This window comes from Staphylococcus roterodami (assembly GCA_022493055.1).
Classification (GTDB): Bacteria; Bacillota; Bacilli; order Staphylococcales; family Staphylococcaceae; genus Staphylococcus; species Staphylococcus singaporensis.
This window is the reverse complement of record CP092781.1, coordinates 2,813,814-2,837,497: the sequence shown is the minus strand read 5'-3', so window position 1 is coordinate 2,837,497 and position 23,684 is coordinate 2,813,814. Positions and strand designations below refer to the sequence as shown.

At 32.1% G+C, this 23,684-nt stretch carries 24 protein-coding genes and 2 pseudogenes; 19 read left to right on the top strand and 7 right to left on the bottom strand.

Going from position 1 to position 23,684, the window contains the following annotated elements; genetic code table 11:
• Window positions 1-7: 7 nt before the first annotated feature.
• Both ML436_13830 and ML436_13825 read right to left on the bottom strand, forming a co-directional pair.
• Window positions 8-1,024: a HoxN/HupN/NixA family nickel/cobalt transporter gene (locus ML436_13830; GenBank protein UMT78170.1), complete on the bottom strand. Its 1,017-nt coding sequence runs from the start codon at window positions 1,022-1,024 to the stop codon at window positions 8-10.
• A gap of 168 nt (window positions 1,025-1,192) precedes the next feature.
• A complete protein-coding gene (locus ML436_13825) occupies window positions 1,193-1,768 on the bottom strand; it encodes a DNA-binding protein (GenBank protein ID UMT78169.1) in 576 nt (191 codons plus the stop codon).
• Between the two features lie 221 nt (window positions 1,769-1,989).
• Between ML436_13825 and rarD the strand changes: the two genes are divergently transcribed.
• Entirely contained in the window at window positions 1,990-2,898 is a 909-nt protein-coding gene (gene rarD, locus ML436_13820; GenBank protein UMT78168.1) for an EamA family transporter RarD, read from the top strand.
• Between the two features lie 326 nt (window positions 2,899-3,224).
• Here rarD and ML436_13815 read toward each other — a convergent pair whose 3' ends face one another.
• Entirely contained in the window at window positions 3,225-4,643 is a 1,419-nt protein-coding gene (locus ML436_13815) for an anion permease (GenBank protein ID UMT78167.1), read from the bottom strand.
• A gap of 247 nt (window positions 4,644-4,890) precedes the next feature.
• Entirely contained in the window at window positions 4,891-5,355 is a 465-nt protein-coding gene (gene bstA / locus ML436_13810; protein UMT78166.1) for a bacillithiol transferase BstA, read from the bottom strand.
• Between the two features lie 165 nt (window positions 5,356-5,520).
• On the opposite strand from bstA, the gene ML436_13805 reads away from it, so the two are divergent.
• Together ML436_13805 and ML436_13800 are read left to right on the top strand one after the other, a co-directional pair.
• The gene (locus ML436_13805; protein ID UMT78165.1) at window positions 5,521-5,859 is read left to right on the top strand and encodes a PadR family transcriptional regulator; all 339 of its coding nucleotides are present in this window, start codon (window positions 5,521-5,523) and stop codon (window positions 5,857-5,859) included.
• Window positions 5,849-6,616 carry a hypothetical protein gene (locus tag ML436_13800; protein ID UMT78164.1) on the top strand — a complete coding sequence of 256 codons (768 nt, stop codon included), beginning with the start codon at window positions 5,849-5,851 and terminating at the stop codon, window positions 6,614-6,616. Before ML436_13805 ends, ML436_13800 begins: the two co-directional genes overlap by 11 nt.
• 118 nt (window positions 6,617-6,734) lie before the next feature.
• Here the strand turns inward: ML436_13800 and pcp are convergent.
• Both pcp and ML436_13790 read right to left on the bottom strand, forming a co-directional pair.
• Window positions 6,735-7,368: pseudogene (gene pcp, locus ML436_13795) on the bottom strand (pyroglutamyl-peptidase I).
• A gap of 151 nt (window positions 7,369-7,519) precedes the next feature.
• Window positions 7,520-8,476, bottom strand: coding sequence for a rhodanese-related sulfurtransferase (locus tag ML436_13790; protein ID UMT78163.1), 957 nt, complete (start codon window positions 8,474-8,476; stop codon window positions 7,520-7,522).
• Window positions 8,477-8,718: 242 nt separating this feature from the next.
• Here ML436_13790 and ML436_13785 point away from each other — a divergent pair, with 242 nt between their 5' ends.
• Entirely contained in the window at window positions 8,719-9,690 is a 972-nt protein-coding gene (locus tag ML436_13785; GenBank protein ID UMT79531.1) for an SMP-30/gluconolactonase/LRE family protein, read from the top strand.
• Window positions 9,691-10,165: 475 nt separating this feature from the next.
• Here ML436_13785 and ML436_13780 read toward each other — a convergent pair whose 3' ends face one another.
• A complete protein-coding gene (locus ML436_13780; protein UMT78162.1) occupies window positions 10,166-10,681 on the bottom strand; it encodes a YceI family protein in 516 nt (171 codons plus the stop codon).
• Between the two features lie 381 nt (window positions 10,682-11,062).
• Between ML436_13780 and ML436_13775 the strand changes: the two are divergent.
• From ML436_13775 to ML436_13705, 15 genes and pseudogenes are all read left to right on the top strand, one after another.
• Window positions 11,063-11,626, top strand: a pseudogene (locus tag ML436_13775) (polysaccharide deacetylase).
• A gap of 52 nt (window positions 11,627-11,678) precedes the next feature.
• Window positions 11,679-11,963, top strand: a complete 285-nt coding sequence (locus tag ML436_13770) for a hypothetical protein (GenBank protein UMT78161.1) — start codon at window positions 11,679-11,681, stop codon at window positions 11,961-11,963.
• A gap of 140 nt (window positions 11,964-12,103) precedes the next feature.
• Entirely contained in the window at window positions 12,104-12,406 is a 303-nt protein-coding gene (locus tag ML436_13765; protein UMT78160.1) for a transposase, read from the top strand.
• Between the two features lie 42 nt (window positions 12,407-12,448).
• Window positions 12,449-12,784, top strand: a complete 336-nt coding sequence (locus ML436_13760; GenBank protein ID UMT78159.1) for a YdcP family protein — start codon at window positions 12,449-12,451, stop codon at window positions 12,782-12,784.
• Between the two features lie 3 nt (window positions 12,785-12,787).
• The gene (locus ML436_13755) at window positions 12,788-13,090 is read left to right on the top strand and encodes a hypothetical protein (protein ID UMT78158.1); all 303 of its coding nucleotides are present in this window, start codon (window positions 12,788-12,790) and stop codon (window positions 13,088-13,090) included.
• A gap of 241 nt (window positions 13,091-13,331) precedes the next feature.
• Entirely contained in the window at window positions 13,332-14,369 is a 1,038-nt protein-coding gene (locus ML436_13750) for a replication initiation factor domain-containing protein (protein UMT78157.1), read from the top strand.
• A 16-nt stretch (window positions 14,370-14,385) separates the two neighbouring features.
• Window positions 14,386-15,447, top strand: a complete 1,062-nt coding sequence (locus tag ML436_13745) for a conjugal transfer protein (GenBank protein UMT79530.1) — start codon at window positions 14,386-14,388, stop codon at window positions 15,445-15,447.
• Window positions 15,448-15,451: 4 nt separating this feature from the next.
• A complete protein-coding gene (locus tag ML436_13740) occupies window positions 15,452-15,712 on the top strand; it encodes a TcpD family membrane protein (GenBank protein ID UMT78156.1) in 261 nt (86 codons plus the stop codon).
• A gap of 5 nt (window positions 15,713-15,717) precedes the next feature.
• A complete protein-coding gene (locus tag ML436_13735) occupies window positions 15,718-16,107 on the top strand; it encodes a conjugal transfer protein (protein ID UMT78155.1) in 390 nt (129 codons plus the stop codon).
• Between the two features lie 34 nt (window positions 16,108-16,141).
• Window positions 16,142-18,637 (top strand): ATP-binding protein, encoded by a 2,496-nt coding sequence (locus tag ML436_13730; GenBank protein ID UMT78154.1) that lies wholly within the window; start codon window positions 16,142-16,144, stop codon window positions 18,635-18,637.
• Window positions 18,638-18,890: 253 nt separating this feature from the next.
• A complete protein-coding gene (locus tag ML436_13725; GenBank protein UMT78153.1) occupies window positions 18,891-19,115 on the top strand; it encodes a hypothetical protein in 225 nt (74 codons plus the stop codon).
• Between the two features lie 4 nt (window positions 19,116-19,119).
• A complete protein-coding gene (locus tag ML436_13720; protein UMT78152.1) occupies window positions 19,120-20,478 on the top strand; it encodes a cell division protein FtsK in 1,359 nt (452 codons plus the stop codon).
• Window positions 20,479-20,485: 7 nt separating this feature from the next.
• The gene (locus tag ML436_13715; GenBank protein ID UMT78151.1) at window positions 20,486-20,728 is read left to right on the top strand and encodes a hypothetical protein; all 243 of its coding nucleotides are present in this window, start codon (window positions 20,486-20,488) and stop codon (window positions 20,726-20,728) included.
• A 15-nt stretch (window positions 20,729-20,743) separates the two neighbouring features.
• On the top strand, window positions 20,744-22,657 hold the full coding sequence (locus ML436_13710; GenBank protein UMT78150.1) for a hypothetical protein: 1,914 nt from the start codon (window positions 20,744-20,746) through the stop codon (window positions 22,655-22,657).
• Window positions 22,647-23,684, top strand: a complete 1,038-nt coding sequence (locus ML436_13705) for a CHAP domain-containing protein (protein UMT78149.1) — start codon at window positions 22,647-22,649, stop codon at window positions 23,682-23,684. Before ML436_13710 ends, ML436_13705 begins: the two co-directional genes overlap by 11 nt.

The window sequence follows — 23,684 nt, the reverse complement described above, 5'->3', positions numbered from 1 at the left end:
GTCGATTTTATTTACCCCAATTGCTTTCAATGCGACCAAATTTCCAAATCAAACTTGAAATAAGCCAAGTAATTAAAAATAATGCAACTAAAATATAGCCTAAATAATCAAATTCGATTGAACCAATGAATGCCCAAAACGCACCATGTAAATCTAACTTATCAGCAAGAATTTGTAGCAATTCAATCATCCCAATCACTAATGCAGCCATGACGGATATCGCAGTAATCGTTATATTGTAATAGATTTTGCGAATAGGATTGAAGAATGCCCAATTATAGGCATATTTCATTACAACACCATCTAAAGTATCCAATAAACTCATACCAGATGCGAATAAAATTGGTAAAGATAATATCCCTATAAATGAAATTGCTTGTTGTGATGCGCCTGAAGAAAGAGCGAGTAATGCAATTTCACTTGCGGTGTCAAATCCAAGTCCAAATAAGAAACCAAGTGGTAATACATGCCAACTACGTGTAATTAATTTGAAGTACGGACCGACAAATCGAGAAACAAATCCTCTTGATTCAAGTAATTCATCAACCTCAGCTTCTTCAACATGTTCACGACGTAACTTTGCAAATAATTTAATCAGTGAGATTAAAATGATTAGATTTAATACACCTATGAGTACTAAAAAGAATCCAGATACGAGTGTACCAATCGTTCCACCAATATCTTGGAAATGTGGTAATTCATCTTTAGCCCATTTTACAGATACTCCTAAAAATACAGCCATTAAAAATACGACAGATGAATGTCCAATTGAAAAGTAGAAACCAACGCCAGATGGATCTTTGCGTTGCTGTAATAATTTACGAACCGTATTATCTATCGCGGCAATATGATCAGCATCAAATGCATGACGTAAACCTAATGTATATGCAAGAATCCCCATACCAAATAAGATATGATGGTCTTTTCCAGCAATCCATAAAAAACTAAACCCAATAACGTGTAACAAAATGACAATAGCTAGGTATGGTAACCAGCTTAAGCGCTCATTTTTAAAAACAGTCAAAATATATCCTTCTTTCATAACATGATATTTAATCATACTGCAAATACAACAATCACTCTAATGAAAAATACTAATATGACAAAAATGTTATACAAAATTATTTATTATATAAAAATATACATGTAATTATAAAAGGTTTTTTTACATTTTCATTTAAGGTTTGCATTATTAATCAATGACAATATAGGATGTTACTTTACTCACTTTGGCATCCTTTTTATGATTTTCAAATTCGAAAAAATTAGCAAAATGAGTTTGTGCACCATTTTTAAATGTTTGAGTACCATGTAAGGCGCCTAAATATCCATGTGTAATAATGGATTGAATATCGATAGATTCGATACGATTTTGATGTTCGGAAAGTTCTTGAATTAAAATTTGTGGGCCATGGATATCAAAATGACCGGGGACAGACCAAATAAATTGAGTTGTAACGATTGAACGCAATAATTTTATATCTAGTGTTGCAGTAGCTATAATAAAATCAATCATTTGTTGACGCTTAGGTGCATGACCACATGACACATCACCAGTCAATGAAAATGGTAATACGTGGTTACCTTCTTGTTTAAAATGCAGATTATGCTCACTTAAAGCTCGTTCCAATATTGATATAGCTTTAGGACCAACGCCATGTAAACTTGATAAAAATGACTTTGTATGTTGTGAGACTGTTTCTAATGTATGAATACCTTGCTCATTTAGTGCACGAGTTGCAGGATTTCCAATTTTAGGTAAATTCATTTGTACCCATCCTTTATGTTTTATGATTGTCTTTCTCAAGGTATACCCAAATTTAAATTGATTTATTTATAAAATTAATATTTATTGTTTGATGGTGAATGAATGTGAAAAACATAAACAAAATAATATCTTTATTGAAATATTATTAGTAAAATCGATATATTAGCTTATTGATACGACAGTACATGACTAGGAAATGATAAAAGTAAGGAGGTTTAAAAGTGCATTCAGAATATAAAAAAGGCATATTTTTAGCACTCAGTGCATACATTCTATGGGGAATATTGCCGATATACTGGCAATTTATTGATACGATAGGTGCTTTTGAAATTTTAGCATTCCGAATTATATTTTCAGTAATATTTATGATTTTTATATTAGCTGTAGGTAAGAAGCAACGGCACGCTTTTCAAAGAGATGTACATCAGCTGTTAGCTAAGCCAATTCAATTATTAGCTATCGTTGTAGCAGGATATGTCATTACATTGAACTGGGGAACATTTATTTGGGCAGTGACGAATGGGCATGTTTTACAATCAAGTTTAGGATATTATATTAATCCACTTGTCAGCATTTTGCTTGCACTTATCTTTTTAAAAGAAAGATTTAATAAATTTGAATGGTTAGCTATATTCTTTGCATTCATTGGCGTACTCTATATGACGCTGAAGATTGGCGAATTTCCAATAGTATCTATCATATTAGCGTTATCTTTTGGTACATACGGATTATTGAAAAAAGTAGTACATATTGATGCCATCAGCAGTATCACCATTGAGTGTATAGTTACTGCACCAGCCGGCATAATATATGTTATTTATTTATGGCAACAACATCAGATGTCGTTCGGATTTAACATGTCATCATTTTGGTTATTATTTTCAGGCGCGATTACAGCAATTCCACTTATTTTGTTCTCAGCAGGTGCTAAACGCATACCTCTCTCATTGATTGGATTTATTCAATATGTAGGACCAACAATTATGTTCGTACTGGGGATTTTTGTTTTTAAAGAACCATTCGATATACACCAACTAATTACATTCATTTTTATATGGATTGGTATCGTTTTGTATAGTATTTCTCAATATATTAAATTAAAGAAAAGTCCCGTAGCAAAAACACTATAATATTTGTCTATGATATGCATATGTTAAAGGGTCTAAAGATAACCTTAGAGTTAGACTGAGGTATGTGTGCAGTAACAGTGACAGATGTTTAAAACATGACATTAAAAAGTGAATAGACGTTTATAAATTTAAGTGAAAATAAAACACTTTTGTTGAATTTATCTTTGTATTGAATTCAAACGAAAGTGTTTTTTTATGAGAATAAGTTTTTTTAAGAGAAGATACGTACTTTTAATATAGTATATATTTTCTTTAAATAGTGTGTTGTAGCTATTAATTTAAAAAGCGCCCTAATCGACACGATTAGAGCGACATAATACACTATATTAAAATATACCAATTACTTTCATCCAAAGTGATCCTAAACCAATCCAGATAATAAAGTAGACAAATCCTAGCATCAAGTTCATTGTCCACCAACGCTTTTGAGTCACGTAACCTGAAGAGAATAGAATCGGCGCTGGACCACTACTATAGTGTGTTGTTGAAGCTAATAGGTTACCGAAGAAACCTAACATTAATGCACTGAATAATGGTGGTGCACCGGCTGCGATGGCAACGCCTAGTAATGCTGCATACATTGCACTGATATGTGCTGTAGCACTTGCAAATAAATAATGTGAATAGAAGTAGAACAATATTAAAATAACCAGTACGATAGGCCAGCTCAAGCCACCAAGACTTGTAGCAATAGATTTACTTAACCAAGGGATAAATCCAAGCTTATTTAATTGGTCAGCCATTAATACTAATACTGAGAACCAAACTAATGTGTTCCAAGCACCGGTTTCATTTAAAATATCTTGCCAAGTTAACACACCTGTTAATAATAACAATGCTAGTGCAATGAATGCTGTTAAAGTTGCATCAACATGGATGAAACTTCCGATAATCCATAAAGTTAAGGCAACGATGAAAATACCAATCATAAATTTTTCAGCTAAAGAGATTTTACCCATAGCCGACAATTCATTTTCAGCCCAACTTTTAGCGTTAGGTGTTTCTTTAACAGTTGGTGGATAAATTTTATAAATGATAAAAGGTACAACGATTAAGGAAACAAGTCCAGGAACTAAAGCAGCTAAGAACCAATTCATCCATGTAATATGAACATTAGATGTGCTAGATGCTAAGTTTTGTGCAAGTGGGTTACCTGCCATTGCAGTTAAAAACATAGCCGCAGTAATTAAATTACCTTGGAATTCTGTAAAAATTAAAAATGCGCCCATTTTTCGTGCTGAATCGTCTTTTGGCTTAGAACCAAATGATTCAGAAAGAGATTTGATAATCGGAAACATGATGCCTCCAGCACGTGCTGTGTTACTAGGTGTAGCAGGTGCTAAAATTAAGTCCACCCCGACAATAGAATAGGCTAAACCTAATGTTTTTTTACCAAATAATTTGACGAAATGTAATGCGATACGTCTACCAAGACCTGTTTTCACAAATCCTCTAGAAATGAAAAATGCCATAGCAATTAACCAAATGCTATTATTACCAAAACCAGCGACAGCCGTTTTCATGTCAATAATTCCGACAAGTACCATGACTGTAAAACCAATTATAGATACGGCACCAATTGACATCGGTTGTGTAATACAAGCGATGATTGTAGCGACGAATATTGCGAACATATACCATGCTGTTGGATCCACAGCTTCCGGTTTAAAAGGTGTAAGTGCCCAAATAAGGAGACCTACAATAATAGGGAGTATAAACTTACGATATTTAACCGAGTTTTCCATGTTAAAACGTCCTTCTTTCTATGTTTTATACATATTTCACTTTAAGAATAATGCTAACTTCAAAAGATGTACAGTAATAATTAAATATCAATTTAAATTAATGAAAGTATAAATATAAATGGTTAAATGTGAAGCGGTGAAGAAGAAGTATAATTGATGCTTTTTGTTTTGAATTTTTTTAAAGAGTGGCCTTTTTAGTCATATAAAAAATCCGTTAACGACATGTTAACGGTTAATTAGCTCATATTTATTTTAAACTTTTTAATACACGAGACATCTCCTCAATTTTACCGGCATGAAGTGGAATGTGAATAGCGTTTAATACTAATAACTCTCCTAAAGTATTACAACCGGCAATAGGCTGTTGCAATTCAATTGCTAAATCATTTTCAGTTAATTTTCGTGCACGCTCAGGCAATGTTTGAAGCTCTTCTAAAATCACTTCGATACTAGGCACGTAATCTTTCCATTCATCTGGAGACGAACCATTTCCAAATAAAGGTCTATAAGTATTTAAATCAATATGCTCTTTACCAGCAACAGCTAGGGCCGATTCGAAAATTGTTAATACATGTCCAAATTGCCAATGAATGGTATTCGAAAAAGGCTGATGATAATCATCAAGTACCTTTTCAACTTTCCAAGTATCATACACATTTACTAAATATCCTAAACCCGTATCAATGACATCAAACACAGTTTTTGTAGTCATTTTTAATTCCTCCCCCATAAATAAAACATACTTCCGTAAGTATTACCCAATTAACACAGTTGTTAGTCATAGAAGGGAAATAATTACAACTAACTTATAATGCAAGATAGTTGACGAGAAACTCTTAATATACTATCTTATAATGTAAGATAGTAGGTGATGAAAATGTCAGTGTCAAATCAGATCATGAAAGGTCTCTTAGATGGGGCAATATTAGGTCTCATTGCCCAAGGAGAAACATATGGATATGAAATTATGACGAAACTTAAGAATCAAGAGTTTCCAGAGATAAGTGAAGGTAGTATTTATCCAGTATTAATGCGTTTAAACAAAAAAGGATACGTTGATACGACTATAAAAAAATCTAGTAATGGTGGCCCAAGGCGAAAGTACTATACGATTACCGAGTCAGGTTTAAAGGAACTAAAAGTATTTAAATCAAAATGGCAAGCTTTGAATAAAGGAATGATTAACTTGTTTGGAGGGGAAAACGATGTTAAGTAAACAGTCTCAAGATTTTTTGGAAAAATTACGTGTTGAATTGTTATTTAGAGGTAAGACTGAAGCAGAAGTAGAAGAGCTATTGGAAGAGCTCGAAGATCATTTAACTATGGCTGAAAAAAATAACGAAGATACAAGTTCAATTATTAATACACCGATTAAGTCAATGGCTGATCAGTTATCACCTGAGATAAGTCTTACTAACGGTTTATATAAATATATTACGTTGTACTTCGCTTTTATTTTAGCAGTCATTATAATTCCTAGATTTTTAAATTTGGGTACATTCGATGTGACAATTGCATTTTTACTTTATATAGCTAGTATCTTTATTTTAGGCGTTGTCATTGGTATGCTGATTCTACGCAATACATTAGTCCGATTTGGTGACCAAAAAATAACATATGTTATAAATGTGACTTATGGAATTATCGTATTTTTATGGATGATTTTAAGTGGCTTGATTATTAAAAAATATCCTATCTATAGTTTCTTTGAGTTAAGTGACAAACAGAGTTTCATCGTTGGATTAGTACTTTTAATTGCACTCATTGTAACTTGTATTTTAATAAAACAGAAAATTTATGCGCTCATCGTGTTGGTAATTTCATTGCCAAGTTTGATAGCAAGAATAGCATCTATCTTTAGCAAAGAACCAGACACTTTTAATTTAGTTTCAGTAAGTATACTCATCATTCTAAATATAGCATTTATTATTTATACATTTGTAAATTATAGGAAGTTAAAAAAAGAAGACTAAACAATGTCGTTTAGCTAAAATACATCATTATAGTAAAACTGTATACCAATCATCCAAAAGCACCCTAAAGTTAGACTTAAACTAACAAATTAGGGTGCTTTTATTGGTGTACTTATAACTATTCTGTTGTGCCTAGAGCTATAAGTAAATCATCGTTATCAGAAATAGCTTCAATAGCTACAGTCAGCCCTGTAACAATGTTTTCTAATGTCATTGATGGTGTATCAGGTTTACCACCAATCTGCTCTGGTATGTATGGCACATGGATAAATCCAAAGCGAAGGTGAGGATAGTGCTTATCCTGTAAATATCCTAAGTGATAAAGCACATGATTACATACATACGTACCTGCACTATTTGAAAGTGCTCCTGGAAGTCCTTGATCAATAATACTTTTTGTCATTGCTTTAACTGGTAAATTTGAAAAATAAGCTGACGCACCGTCTAAATGAATGGTTTGATCAATAGGTTGAAAATCATCATTATCTGGAATACGCGCATCATCAATATTTATAGCAACACGTTCTGGTGTGATAGCACTTCTCCCACCAGCTTGTCCTATCGATAACACAACATCATAGTGATTAGATGCTAATGCTTTATTTATCATAGTATCTACTTTCTTAAAAGAGGTTGGTAGTTTTAGTTTATCGATTGTATGGTCTATAATCTTCTAGTTGAGTCACAGCTTCCCAAGAAGGATTAATATCTTGATTGTCAAAAGGTGCAAATCCTGTTACTAAAATATGCATTTTAAGACACCCCGCAGTATTAAAATTTAATTTAGTATAACATGCGCATAATTAAAAACATATCAGGTTATGTATGTGCTAAAAAAACAGCCTTGAAAAACCTTTATAAATCGGATTTTCAAAGCGTGTTTTGAAAAGTATTTAATTAAAACTAAGCATGTTGGTGTAAATCATCAAAGTTTGTTAAACGATGTTGCCACTCGTTATCACTAATATTGTTTGCTTGAACATAACGATTACGCTCATGTTTAGCACATTCATAAGAGCATGCTCCTAAATATTTGGCTTCATTTTCTTCTGAAACTAATATTTGCTTATTACATTCAGGGTTGGCGCAATTAATATAGCGTTCACATGGTTTACCATCAAACCAATCCTTACCAATAATTGTTTTTTCAACTTGGTTGATATCAACACTGATACGGTCATCAAATACATACATTTTACCGTCCCAATATTGACCTTTTGTTTCAGGATCTTTACCATATGTAGCTATACCGCCGTGAAGCTGCGCTACATCTTCGAAACCTTCTTTTAATAACCAGCCAGAAAATTTTTCACAACGAATACCGCCAGTACAATATGTGACAACTTTTTTATCTGCAAATAACTCTTTATTCTCTTTAATCCAGTCAGGTAAATCTCTAAAGCGTGTGATGTCTGGGCGAATTGCGCCACGAAAATGACCTAAATCAAATTCATAGTCATTACGTGCATCAATAATGACTGTGTCATCATCTTCAAGAGCTTTTCTAAACTCTACAGGTGATAAATACTGACCAGTTGTGTGTCTAGGATCGACGTCATCTTCTAAATCTAAAGCAACGATTTCTTTTCGAGGTCGAACGTGCATTTTCTTAAAGGCATGTCCATCAGCTTTATCAATTTTAAATACCATGTCTTTGAACCGTTCATCAGCATGCATATGTGCCATATATTGCTCTGTTTCTTCTGTTGTACCTGACAATGTACCATTAATACCTTCAGTTGAAACAAGAATTCTACCTTTTAAATTGTGTGCTTTACAAAACGCTAAGTGATCCTGAGCAAACTGTTCAGGGTTATCAATTGTCGTATATTTATAATATAAAAGAACTTGATAGTTCATGGGTTATTCTCCTTCTAAAAACATGATAAGTGCATGTTAAATTTTAAAATAAAGCGTTATACGCATAATTATCTACGGTAATCATTTTAACAGAGATATAGAAGCAATCAATATTTCTAGCTTGAAATCGTCCACTAGACCGATAAAATAGATATTTGAAAACGTTATCATTTGATTTAAATATCACCTTGTTTAATATTAAAATGACAAGGCAAAACTAATAAATGAAAGGAATGACGATGATGAAGAAACAAGATTTACCAACATTAGTTTATAGAGGAAAGTCTAGCAGTGCCGTTCCGATTATATCTGAGAGTGAATTGCAAACTATTACTGCTGAACCATGGCTAGAAATTTCAGAGAAAGGATTGCAATTAGAAGGATTAAATTTTGATCGACATGGCCAACTATACTTATTAGATGTGTTTGAAGGAAATATTTTTAAAGTAAATCCAGAAACTAAAGAAATTAAGCGACCTTTTGTAAGCCATAAAGCCAATCCGGCAGCAATTAAAATACATAAAGACGGTCGATTATTTATTTGTTATTTAGGAGATTTTAAATCTACAGGTGGTATTTTTGCAGCGGTAGAAAATGGTGACAATACACAAGATATCATTGAAGATATTTCAACAGAATATTGTATTGATGACATGGTATTTGATTCTAAAGGTGGGTTTTATTTTACAGATTTTAGAGGATACTCTACCAACCCGCTAGGAGGCGTTTATTATGTTACGCCGGACTTTAAAACAGTAACGCCTATTATTCAAAATATCAGTGTAGCTAATGGTATTGCTTTAAGTACTGATGAAAAAGTACTATGGGTAACTGAAACGACCGCAAATCGATTACATCGTATTGCACTTGAAGATGATGGTGTGACGATACAACCATTTGGGGCAACAATACCGTACTATTTTACGGGGCATGAAGGTCCAGACTCTTGTTGTATTGATAGTGGTGATAATTTATATGTGGCTATGTATGGTCAAGGCCGAGTATTAGTATTTAATAAAAGAGGTTATCCAATAGGACAAATATTGATACCAGGTCGTGAAGAAGGTCATATGTTACGTTCTACACATCCACAATTTATACCTGGAACAAATCAACTCATTATTTGTACAAATGATATTGAAATGGGTGGTGGATCTATGCTTTATACAGTTAATGGTTTTGCAAAAGGGCACCAAAGTTATCAGTTTCAATAAGACCTACCTTAGTGGAAGGTGTCTTAATATAAGTTTAAAAATTAGAGATTTTTAATTAAAAGTTAAATATAATTTGCTTCAATTTGTAAATGGAAGTTTTGTACAAATTAAATAGGCAATATTAAATATAAGAAAGTATAAAGAAAAATTTTCTTGATTATTCCTGATGAAGCCAATGAAAATTTAATAAGGAGTTGTTTATTTTGGGTATTTATATTTTTTGTACAATATTAGTTTTAGTTGCAATTGGAGCACTTTTGACAAATATGATTAGGGATAAAAAAGATAAAAGGCTAGATATTTTATCTAGTGTATTACTTTTAATTTCATCAATATCATTGTTACTTTATGGTGTTATTATTAATTAAGTTAAATATGATTTTTAATTAGAAGTTAAAAAATGCCAACTACATCTAGGGATGATATAGTTGGCATTTCGTATATATATTAAATCAATGAGGATTGTGATGTGAGGTTATTCTGAGATTGAGAATTCAGCAGATGCTTCGAATTTAACATCTTTGCCTAGCATTACGCCACCAGTTTCAAGTGCTTGGTTAAAGTTAATGCCGTAGTTTTCTCTATTGATTGTACCAGTAACAATAACACCTGTTACTTGAGAACCATCCATTGGATTTTTACTTACTCCGTTGAATTCAACATCGAATGTTTCTTCGTTAGTGATGCCTTTAATTGTTAAATCACCAACAACTTTGCTTTCAGATACTGATTTTGTCACAAATGTGATTTTATCAAATTCGTCAGTACCAAAGAAATCACCAGATTTTAAGTGGTTATCACGTGCTTCGTTTTTAGTGTTAATTGAACTTGGAATAATTGTTGCAGTAGCTTTTAAAGTATTGAAATCATTAATATCGCCTTCAACTGCTACATCAAATTGATCGAATGAACCTTTCACTTTAGAAACCATTAAATGTTTAATTTGGAATTCTAAACTACTGTGTGCGCCATCAAAAGTAAAGTTAGTCATAATATAAAACCTCCATATTTTTATCTTTTAGATATAATTTTTATATTCGATATACATACGATACCACCGATAAATAAAAGATGCAAGCTTTTTATTTCGAATTCGAATTTTTTATTACATATTGTCAAAAAGTAACATTTATAAGGCGCTACATTAGCGTTATACCCTAGTATGCTGATTTAAACACATAATAAAAAGGTGGAAATTAAATATAATAAATTCTGGAGATATCGTATTTTACAAATAGACATCGTAATTCGTGATACCTAATATAAAATTCTATGAAAACGAGACTAAAATATAAGTATTTTATGAAAAAATAATGAGCTACTTAATAAAAATGTTATAATTGTGTTTAATAAAAGATAGGGAGATATTTTAATGCACAAAAAATATTTATTGTTATTTTTTCTGTTATTATCTGTTGGAGTGTTATATAGCTGTTCTAAGCACAATGAGCAAGTTAAAAATAAATCTATTGACCCAAATGAATATGCCAAGCATAAATCGAAAGTGAATGATAATTGGGAAACTTATCATGGTCAAGTTTATCATGTGTTCTACCATCCTTTAGTTACTGATCCAAAAGTAGCATATACAGGAGACCCACACCAAGCAAAAGGGAATAATGATTGGATGGTAACTGTGAGTGAATTTAAAAAATCGTTAAATGAATTATATAAAAATAATTACATCATCGTTAATCCACATGACGCTTACGATTTGTCATCTCATCCGGTAAAAGCTAAAAAATTAAAGTTGCCTAAAGGTAAAAAACCTTTAATTATCTCAATTGATGATATGAATTATTATAGTTATATGAGACATCATGGCTATGCTGACCGTTTAGTACTCGATAAAAATAAACATGTTGTTTCTGAAACTACAGACAAAAAAGGTCACACTACGTATTCGGACGATAATGACATTGTGCCGATTTTAAATGGCAGTGTAAAATGGTTATAACGAATAATTCTTAAAAAGGAGTTTGATGGTTATGACGAATTTTGCACTGTCTTTTTGTAACTTGAATAAACTGGATTATCGAAGTTTTGTTATTTTGAGATATCATGGTTTTTCAAAAAGAAAGATTTGCAAGATGTATAAAATTGCATATTTTTGTATATTGAACGTGTGCAATAAAGCGAAAAATAATGACTATCAATTTACTTATAAGGATTATGTATATTTAAAAAAGTATGGTGTGTCTAACGCATTTATATGCAAGATGTATCATATTGATAAATTAGACCTAGAATTCTTTGAGGTGATGAACCGATAGGTTTCAAAAAAATTGAATAGGTCAGGAGAAGCATAGACACTCCATTATCAAAAATGCAGTGGTACGGATTTGCGGGAGTTATTCCTATTCGTGCGACCCTAAAAAACTCTGATTTGTATGAGTCTGCCGAGGTGACTTTTATGATAGAACCAGTCATTGATATTGAAGCAACTATGGGGAAAGAGTTTCGTTATTTGTCCCATGTTGAAAAAATATCGCGGTTTGATGAAGCTTATTATCTGTATACGATTATATGTGTTGATATTGGTGAACAAGTTAAAGTTAGACTGTCAAATGAAAAATACTTTGATTCTTTAGAACGTGTTGATTTTGATAATTTAACAATCAAACCTAGAGTATATCAAGATATGAATACAGGTTATTGTAATTTATATACAAGCTTTTCAGCTGATGATATTTATAGTTTAGAAACAAAAGCATAAAGCGTATAAATAAAAATTATAAAAAGAAATGAGGAATTTATTATGGCATGGAGTCCGAAATTTGATTTAAAAGAAACGTTTGGAGATTTATATTTCATGGGTGTTGATGAGAAATACAAATATGAAGATGGAGAAAAAACCGATCAAAAATTATATGCATACAAATTAGCGTCAACTGGACAAGGTGAACAAGTAACAGTAAAAGTACCTAAAGAAGTAAAACTTGATATTATGTCAGTTTGTGAACTTGTAGGTGTAGAAGCAAAACAATATGTACAATCTTCAGGTGATTTCCATTCAATTCAACCGAGTATTAAGGCAGAAGATATTAGACAAATTGCGACAATTCAACATAAAAAAGGTGCACAACAAGGTTAGTGTATGGAATTTTATACAGCTGACAACTTAGCGCCTTATGCACGTACTTTAAAATTATCTGAAGGCATGTTGTCATATATTGCATCTAGAATTAATACAGGTGAAGCATTATCATTAATGCTTATCGCAAAGGAAATACAAGAAAAATTTAATGGTGACTATGTTAAAAGTCGTTTACCATCAGGCAGACCGAGGATATACACTGACGTCTGCTTATTGTGTTTTAGTTTGAAAGAAGCAGGACACGGGCGATTACTACAAATTGATTTGAAGGATTGTATCTATATTGGTGATGTAGATAGTTAAATATATCATTTGTATTGTTTAACTTAAGGCGAGCTGGACTTTTAGCGCCTGCAGGCGCAGAAATGCAAGCCGGGACGGCGTTAAGCATTTGGGCGGAGCCTGCGACAAAGGCGCGTTAAGAAAGGGAAGCGACAGCCTTAAGTTATCAAATCGCTTGCGATTTGATAGGAGGTTTTTTCATGGAAAATCAAGCTTCTACCCCCTTACTAATAGGGGGGTAGCGAAGCCAGAAAAATGTGGCTTGGAGGCAGTTGTTGACTGGGTCCAAGTGACTTTTCAGGTGCCCTCGATTTTCACCATTATGGAGGATGTTTTGAAATTGCCTCGGGCAGTGTTTAAACATCGTAATAGTGGCTTGTACTTTTACAATCGTGGTTATACGTTTGGAAATATTCAAATTTTTTATTCGGATAAAGATGAAGGTATGGGCTTTCATTTACAGTTAACTGGTTCTGGTTGTCGGGAATTTGAACATTATTTAATCAACCGCAATGAAACGTGGCAAGACTTTTTTAAGCGCTGTGCGGCTAAAAAGGCGCGTTTTACAAGAATTGATATTGCGATTGATGATACAAAAACATATTTAAAAATACCACGATTAATTAAAAAGGCTGAGCATGGTGAATGTATTTCAAAATTTAGAACAGCGAGTTCAATTGCTGGTTTTAAATTGTCCAACGGACAGTCTAAAGGTTCAACTTTTTATATCGGCTCTAAAAAAAGTGATATGTATTGTCGCTTTTATGAAAAGAATTATGAAATGGCGTATAAATTAAAAACACCTGTTGAAGATTTTGGATTATGGAATCGTTATGAAATACAAATGCGACGAAGTAATGCGGAAAATTGCGTAAATATTTTAACAGAAACATCAAGCATATCAGATATTGTTAAAGGTGTTTTAAATAATAGTATGCGTTTTGTAACTGAGCCGAAAGATGTATCAGATAGTCGAAAATCAAGGTGGCCAGTATATCAAGAATGGTCACGTTTTATTAAAGGTGCGGATAAAATTAGCTTAAGTATGAAACCGAGTTTAAAGTCCATTGAGGATAATATTGATTGGTTATGTAAACAAGTAGCTACAACGTTAGATACTGTTTTAACAGCTGAAGCAATGGCACAATCTGAAGGTTTACTTGAAGATACAGATTTTCTAAATAAAATATTGGCGCATTCATCATTTAATGATGAACACACCGATAGAATTAATCATTATTTAGAAAATCTAAAGCGTAAAAAGAAAGGAGATGATTCCTATCAAAGCTTTTCTAAGTAATATACGTAAAGCTTTTTTGAATATCATCAACAAGTTGATATTATCAAGATTTTCAAAAAAAGGCAAGCGTTTTGATGTTCCAGAAGAAGAACGTAAATCATTACCGAAGTATCGCAATCACAGAAAAAAGATTGTGATTGTTTTTTATATGATTTTAGTGTTGTTAACCATTTTGTTGATTGCCTCTTTCATTAGAGCTTCTAAAGCGAACAACGAAAGTAAAGAAGCAGTTAATAAAACGCAAGAAATTCAAAAGAAATATGAAGATAACGCTGAAACAGTTCAGTATAATCCTAATTTAAAGTTATATGCTGATAAGTATATTGATGCATATATGACTATTCCTAAAGATGGTAAGGCAAAAGAAGAGCGACAAAAAGCGTTAGCGGATTTTTATCCCTCTGATTATAAGACACCTACAGAAAATACTGAAAATGTTGAGCGTAAGCTGAATGAAAAAGAATTTTTTAATATTAAACGTAAAGATAAACAAACAATCATTCAGTATATTGTAAGTTACGATTTAAAAATTACAGAGAAAAAGGAGGTTAAAGTTAAAAAGGAAAAGGATAAAAAGGACAAAGATAAAAAGGATGAATATGAAACAAAGACAGAAGAAAAAGAACGAACAGAAACTAAGAAAGCATTATTAAACATTCCGATTAAAAGTGAAAATAATAAGTACGTGGTGATTGAATATCCTCATTTTTCTACGATTCCAAGTAATCAACTGAAAAAAGCAACACTTGTTAAAGATAGTTTGGAGAATGAAAAGCGTGAAGATAATCCGAAACTAAAAGCATTTGTTGAAGAGTTTTTTGATAAATATTGTAAAAGTAAATCGGATGATATGGCTTATTTAATGGATAACCCCGAAGGGTTAGAAGATACACGTGAAGTGTCTAAAATCAGTGATTTACGTATTTATCCTAAGGGTGACGATTATGTTGTTAAAGCAGAGGTTTTAATGAAAGATAAAGGGTCACCACTTGAAAACTTAGAACATTACACCTTAGATATTACAAAAAAAGATGGTAAGTATTATGTTAAAAAATTAACAACAACAATTGGAGGTTAAAGTGATGGAACATTTATTTAATTTAATGCTGGTACTAGGTGATGCACCTTCTATTAATCCACTTGGTCAATGGGTTAATAAAGAAGTTGGTACCGCAATTGGTATTATTGTATTGGTGATTGGTTGTGTTAAGTGGGCAACGGGTAAATATGGGCATATGCTTGCATTGTTTGTGATTGGTGGTTTGATGTTCTTGATTTCCAAAGGTCCTGAAACAGTGTTTAATTCAGTATCAGGGCTTTGGAAGTTGATTTTTGGGAGCTGATCGATATGGATAAAAAAGCTTACAATTTGAAACGAACATTTGAACAGCCGATTGTGATGTATGAATTTACAGGAAGTTACCGGTGGTCAAAAGGTATTCGTTTAGACTGGGTCGGTACGTTGTTTGTGATTGAATTGATTTTAATATTATTATATCTTAAGGCTGGATTTAATACATTAACAGGTTTAATACCAGGTTTGACGATTATTTATTTTACAGTACTCCCCTATTATATGACGAAGCAATTAGTAAAATTAAAACAAGATGGTAAGAAACTGATATTCTTTCTTTGGGATTTTATGATGTATGTGTTTAACATTCAAATGCGCAATGTACATTATGCATATGATGAAGAAGTGAAATATCATGACAAGAAAATAATAAAATTGAAATAGTCCCTAACGGGGCTATTTTTAATGGAGGGATGACATGGAATTAAAAGCCCCCTATGCAGGGATTAAGAATAATTTGTTATTAACGAAAAGCGGTGAAGTTTGGGCGTATTATCGTATTCGTTCTGAATCTATTTCAACAGCGAATTACGATAAAAAAGAAGCTTCAAAAAAACGTATGAAATATTTTCTTGAATCGATTAAAGGTTATCAGGATTTTCATTTTGAAATGTATGAGCATGATTTAGATTTACGTAATAAATTTAAAGAAATTAGTCAAGACTTTGATGATTCAGCGTTTGATGTGGCTAATTATTATGCCCAAGAAACGATTGATGTGTTAGAACAAGAATTACAAATGATTACACGTAACTCGTTTGTCATGGGTGTGAAACTTCGAGAATTAAGTGATGATGCGATTTCGATTAAAGAAATCCTTAAGAGTACATTATCAGATACAGCGGAACGAATGATTTCGAATTTTGGTTTTAATGTTTCATTAGATGAAAAAATTTTAAGCCGTTATGAAGTGTTTGAACGAGAACTTGCGGACAGTTTTTTGAGTATTGAGGGTGAACGTTTAACTGAAAATGAACTTGCTTATATCGTGCGTAAGCCATTTATTTCAAATGCGACGCATGATGTACAAGAAGAGTCATCAAGACGTGCCGTTACTGATGTATGTAATGTGGTCATTGACCCTACAAATATGCGTGTATTGAAAGTGACAAATGAAAATGAAACATTTTATACAACAACAATTGTTGTTGATGATTTTCCACTTGATATGGAATTTACGCATATATATGAAAAAGCACAAAATATGCCCTTTCCTGTGGAATGTCACGTGAAAGCAAAAATCATTGAAAATGATAAAGTGAAAAAGAAATTTGATCGTGCAAAAATTAATCATAAAGCACAAGCAAGAGAAAAACAATCAGCTGGTGATAATGCATCTGAAGATATACAAGATAATTTATTTGTATTAGAACAAATGGAAAAAGAAGTGACAGGTTCAGGTGTATTTATGGAATGGTCTTGTTCATTTGTGATTAAGAGTGATGATTTAAAAGATTGTAAGCGTAAAGCGAAACGTTTAATTAAACGTTTGAAAGAAACAAATATTTATGCGGTTAATCCATTAGCTGACCAATTACAACTTTATTATCAAATTTTACATGGAAATCCATTGTTTATTAATAAATATTGGGTGCAACGCACGACAGCAACTGGGATTGCAGAAAATTTATTTGGCGTGTCGCAAAGTTTAGGTACAAAAACTGGTTTTTATATCGGACGTATTGATAAGTTTATACGTTCTGTTTCACGTGAGGAAGCTGTTGCAAGTTCAAGAGATATTATTTTATTTAGTTTATTATTAGCAGCCAAAGGTATATCAGGAGCAGTCAGTGATAGCCCACACGTATTAATCACAGGTCAAACAGGTAAAGGTAAATCATTTTTAGCTAAGTTACTTTGGATATATACATCATTCTTTAAAGGTCAAATGATTTATTGGGACCCGAAAAGTGAATTTGCAGATTGGTTTAATAAAATTACAGAAAGTGAAGACATGCAACGTAAATATCCCCTATTTGTTAATCATTTAAAAACATTTAAGTATGTGACATTGGATTATAAAAAGCCTAGTAATTATGGTTGTTTAGACCCGATTGTTTTTCTTGATGGTATTGAAGCTAATGAAATGTTGAAATCAGTATTTGATGAAATTAAATCCTTTGAAAATGAACATCGTGTTGAAACAGCAATTTATAGGGCTATTACTGAAACAGTTGAGGAACGTGAAAAAGGTCAACAAGTTGGGTCATTAGATGTAATTAAAAAGCTTCAAAATGATGAAGATGAACATGTAAGTCAAGCTGGTGATTTACTTTTTGAAAAAACACAAAATAATATATTAAAACTTGTGTTTAGTGATGGTAGTAATCCGGCTTTGAATATTCAAGAAAAAGCAACGATATTACAAGTTCAAGGTTTAGATATGCCGAAGGCTGGTGATGACCCATCGGGTTATTCAACTGGTGAGAAAAATGGGATTACTTTAATGCTTTTAATCGGTAAATTTTTACAGAAATTTGGTTCACGTAGACAGATACAAACAACACTCTTTATTGATGAAGGTTGGGCATTTAGTGCCTCACGACAAGGTAAAAAAGTAGCTAAAGGTATTAAACGTATGGGTCGATCTGAAAATAATTCGCTAGTTTTTATTACCCAATCTGTTAAAGATAAAGCCGATGAAGACGGCGGTAACTTTGGTTGTCATTTCGCATTTGATGAAAAAGATGAACGAGAGGATATTTTAAAATCGCTTGGTTTAGAATATTCAAAAGAAAGTCCTGAGAATATGGAAATGTTGAAAGACTTGAAGAAAGGTCAATGCATTTTCAGTGATTTCTACGGACGTGTGGGCAAAATGGTCGTACATTGTCCTTTTGAAGAAATGACGGAAGCATTTAGAACACAAGAAGATTCAGCAAGTTCAAAAGCAGAAGAAAAATTTGCGATATAAGGAATGATTTTATGCTAATATTTTTAAAATTGTTAATTATAATTATTTTTACTATTTTGTTTGTTTTTGCGATATATTATTTTTCTTTAATTAGAATCATAAATCGGTATGTTGATTTTGAAAGTTCTACATTTAAGATGCTTTGTAAAGAATTAAATGTAGATGTCTCAATTGTTAAGTATTTAAGTAATTCAATTGAATTACGGTCTTATGATTCAGCTTTAGATGATTGTTTTAAGGATGTGAAAAGAAATTGATAAGTTACTTGATTCCTTTGATGATTGTTGTTACTGCAATAATTTCTTTAATTGTTTTAAAACCACGTTATGAAAAATATAAAAAAGCTGCTTATGAAGGACATCAAAGAAAGACTAAGGAGTTATTTGGTTGGTATGAAGGTTATAAAATAGCACGTAGAGAAGAACAAGTTAATATCGTTATTGAAGCAATGAAGCGTTATGAACATGGCAAGGAGTGATTTAATGGCAATGAATGAAATTGCTTTATTTAAAGGTGTACGTATTCAACCTTATTTTAAATATATTGATTTTATTTTTGCGGGTGTGTTCGCATTTATCTTTTTAGCCTATCGAATATTAATGTTATGGCAAGGTTATATTGGTCAACAAAAAGCTTTAGATGTGGTTGAAGTCTATCAGTACTTTAAGCCACATTTTTTATATATTGCGATTGGTACCTTGGTTATTTTTATTATCGCAAAATTATTTGCGCAACTTGTTTTAAGATTTCGTGAAAAAGATTTGGCTGAAATGATTGAAACACAAGGATTTCATAATCGCACAGTGATTAAGAAAACAACAGAGTATTTAGATATTGATTATAAGAAAACAGAATATGATTATTATCCAACATTGTTTTATAAACGTAGACGTAAAACATTTGTGATACATGTAAAAAAAGATGGTTCACGTTTTCAAGACGACTATTTAGAATTAGAATCAATCATTGAACCGATGTTTAATTGTGAGCTTGTTGAGAAGCGTCATATTGGACGTTATTTGAGATATGAGTTTATGCCTCTTAAATATAAAAAACGTATCGTTATGGAAGGTACAGAAGCACCAGAGACAACTTATTATGATACGAAGATTTATATTACACATCAAATCCTTTGGGATTTTGTGAAAGCACCACATGCATTAATTACTGGTGTGACCGGTGGCGGTAAAACGTACTTTTTATTCTATATGATTAGAGAATTATTTAAGCGTGATGCAGAAGTACGATTATTAGACCCGAAAGTATCTGATTTATCATTTATGAAAAATGTGATCGGTGCTGAAAAAGTGGCAGATACGAAAGGTCAAATTTTTAAACAATTGAGAGAAGCCAATGAAGAAATGGAACATCGCTTTAGAATGATGAGTGAAAGCGAACATTATCAATTAGGCAGTAATTTTAGAAACTTTGATTTACCACCCTATTTTGTGATTTTTGATGAAGTGACAGCGTTCACGTCTACTTTAGATAAAAAAGAACTTCAAGAAATGAATGATTATTTAATCAACATCATTATGAAAGGTCGTCAAGCTGGTGTATTTATGTTTTTAACAGCACAACGACCTGATGCAGATGTGATTAAAGGTAATGTTCGTGATCAATTGGGATTACGTGTGTCAATGGGTAATTTGTCAGCTGATGGTTATCGTATGACCTTTGGTCAAACAGATAAAGCATTTCAACCGATTCATGAATCAGATATTGGACGTGGTTATATTTCAATACTTGGACAATATAATGAACCGATTTTATTTGATGCGCCTCTCATGGAACAATATGACTTTGTGGCGGATGTCAAACAAATATTAAATAAGGAGTGAGCATGTAATGAAAATTAATTTTAATGAAAACGGAGATTTTTATTTTTTATGTAAAGACGATGTCAGACGAGATTTTGATTGTTATGCCTATCGATTAGCTTCGGCTGATTTAGGTTCAGAAATTATTGTTTTATCAAAACAAAATTTAACATTTAAACCTTTAGAGAAAGTAACTTTATTTGACTTAGAAGCTGAGATGGGTAGTTGTGCGTTTGTTTTTAGAGGTTCTGTTCAAGTTTTAACAAATTAAATAAGGAGTGATTAAATGAAGCGTAAAAGTTTATATCTTTTATGCTTTTTAATTTTGCCTTTGTTTCTATTGACAGGGGCAACGGCTGATGCCGTCGCTAATCCAGTAGGAAAACCAACGAATGCGGTAGATGCGAAGATTGAAAAGTATAAAGTAGATGATAAAGCTGATGGTGATATAGATTTAGAGCGTTATCGTGTATGGTTTCAAAAAGATGAAGATTGGAATCCATTTGGTAAAGATGAGGTCGCAGAAACAGTTAATAATGTAACAAATTTCTTTTTTGAAATTGACAAGTTGATTGTAAGTATTACTGATTATGCGATAGAAAATTTATATCAGCTTGATGTATTAAACGATTTTGCGGATAAAGTCGGTCAATTTGTCGGTGATATTTATCAAAAATTGTTAAGTAATATTGTGATGACTTTGTTTATTGTGATTTGTTTAAATGCATTTATTATCTTTTCAGTTAAAGGTAATATGCATGAAGCGTTAAAACGTGGGTTTTTAATCTTTTGTTTAATTGGTTTTGGTGTGGGAGTCCTTGCGAATGCGAGCTTTGTGATTAAAGGTACAAATAATGTTGGTAAAGGGTTAAATAATGTCATTATGAATAGTACAAGTTCTATTAATGGTGATATTGATTATGTAAATGAAAATTCAGGCATTAACAAGATACGTAATCAATATTTTGATATGGCATTGTATAAGCCCTATTTGATTATGAATTATGGTACGGTAAATGAAGAAAAGATTAAGAATAAAGGTAAGAATCGCATTGATGATATTTTAGGTATAAAAGTAAAAGATAAAAAGACAGAAAAAGAAGTTAAAGAAAAAATTGATGATGAAGTGAAAAAATATGATAATACCTCAATGAAACAAACGCATGTATTTGGACAATTAGGTATTGCGATGTTTACATTGATTATTACGATAGCTTTATCGATTATATTTTTATCGATTAGCTTTGCGAAAGTCATCTTTTCAGCTTTTGCGCTCATTTTATTCTTATTTTTAGCGTTTAGTTGGCTTATTAGTTTTATCCCTGGTTTTGAAATATCAGTATTTAAAGCCTTAGCCCGTACATTAGGGTATATTATTTTAAGTGCCTGTATGACATTTTTATTTGTGGTGATTGGTTTTTCAATTGATATTGCGAATGCATTTGTGAAACCAGAAAGTCAACAAGCCTATTTTTTAAATGTGATATTCTTAATGATTATTTTATTTGTTTTGTATAAAAAACGTAGTGAAATCATTGATTTTGTAACACGTGGTAATTTGAGTTTATCACCTCAAAAATTAGGCGCAGAGGTAATACGTAAAGGACAAGATGAATTTAATAAACGTCGTCAAGCATTAGCAGAAGATAAAAAGAATAAACGTGATAATCAACGTGATAATCCAGAACCACCGATGATAAATAACAATGATAATAATCTAAAGCGAAATCAACAACCAGATACGCCTATTTCAATGAATAACTCGAAAGAAATTAAACGACGTAATCAACAAGAAGAGATGCATGGCGCTTCTAATGTAGGTGTAGTTAGTTATTCGAAACCATCTTATTCAAAACCGTCAGGTTATACGAAATCAAAACGAATCGCACAAGATGATAGTATGCATCGTGATGTAAAACATAAAAAAGAAATCAAACGTAATCCACAGACAGAAACATTTAATCCTACTTATTTATCTCAACCGCCAAAAGAATTATCAAGACGTAGTCAATCGTTTAATAAAGATGTTCAATCTTCTTATGATAAAGATATCGAAAAACGCCGTATACAGACTGGAGAAAATAATCCCTATCAACCACGTTCACATACAAATGAGCCGACATTTAAACGAAATTCACAAACAAAACATGTTCATGATCGATTGAAAAATCAAAAGGATATTAATAAACATGGTAAGTAAAAAGACTGTTGTAAAAGAAGTGATGAAACAAACGCCGATTGGCATTAAATTTAGATTATTAAAAATTGGTCTGATATTGTTTTGTGTGTTGTTTTTCTTGTTCCCTGTGATATTGATGTTTATATTTAGTCCAGAGGAAGACAAACAAACAGATGGTGATATGTCATGTGTGGGTGGTGATGTTAAAGATAAAGGTATTGCGGTATTTGAACAAAATGCGAAAGGTGGCGCATTAGAAGGTAAAGGAAAAGTGATTGTAAAAATTGCGAAAAAACATAAAATACCAGAGAATTTATTTATGGCAATTATTGCGAGTGAATCCGGTTGGGGTAAAGGAGAAAATGCGACGCGTCAAAAGAATCCATTGTCTGTGATGGGTACAAAGTCGATTCATGATTCTACGTATCCAACAATTGAAGCTGGACTTGAAGCTGGCGCAAAGAATTTATATGATGTTTATATTAAAGAAGGATTAACGACACCAGAGAAAATTGGGCCAAAATATGCGCCTGTAGGTGCTTCAAATGACCCGAATAATATGAATAAGCAATGGATACCAACGGTAAAATCAATGATGAAAAAATTAAGTGATGGTGATGGCGCTGTATGTAAGTCTACTGGTGGTAAAGATATTAAGTTTAGTGGTAAATTATCAAAATGGAGTAATTCAGATGCAGGTAAAGGTAATTTATATACAGCGGGTCAATGTACATGGTATGCCTATGGTATTCGTCAAAAAATGGGAAAACCGATATCGACGTATTGGTTCCATGCGCAATTTTGGAATGATAGAGCTAAAGAGGAAGGTTATAAAGTGAATAGTAAACCAGCTGTAGGTGCATTAATGATTGCCGAGCCTGGTGCTGGTGGTGCACCACCAGTAACAGGACATGTAGCTGTTGTGATTGATGTGAAAGATGATAAAACATTTACTGTGACAGAAATGAATATTAAAGGACCTTATATCGTATCGCAAAGAGAAATGAAAGTAGAATCTGGCATTAGCTTTATTCATGATAAGGAGTAG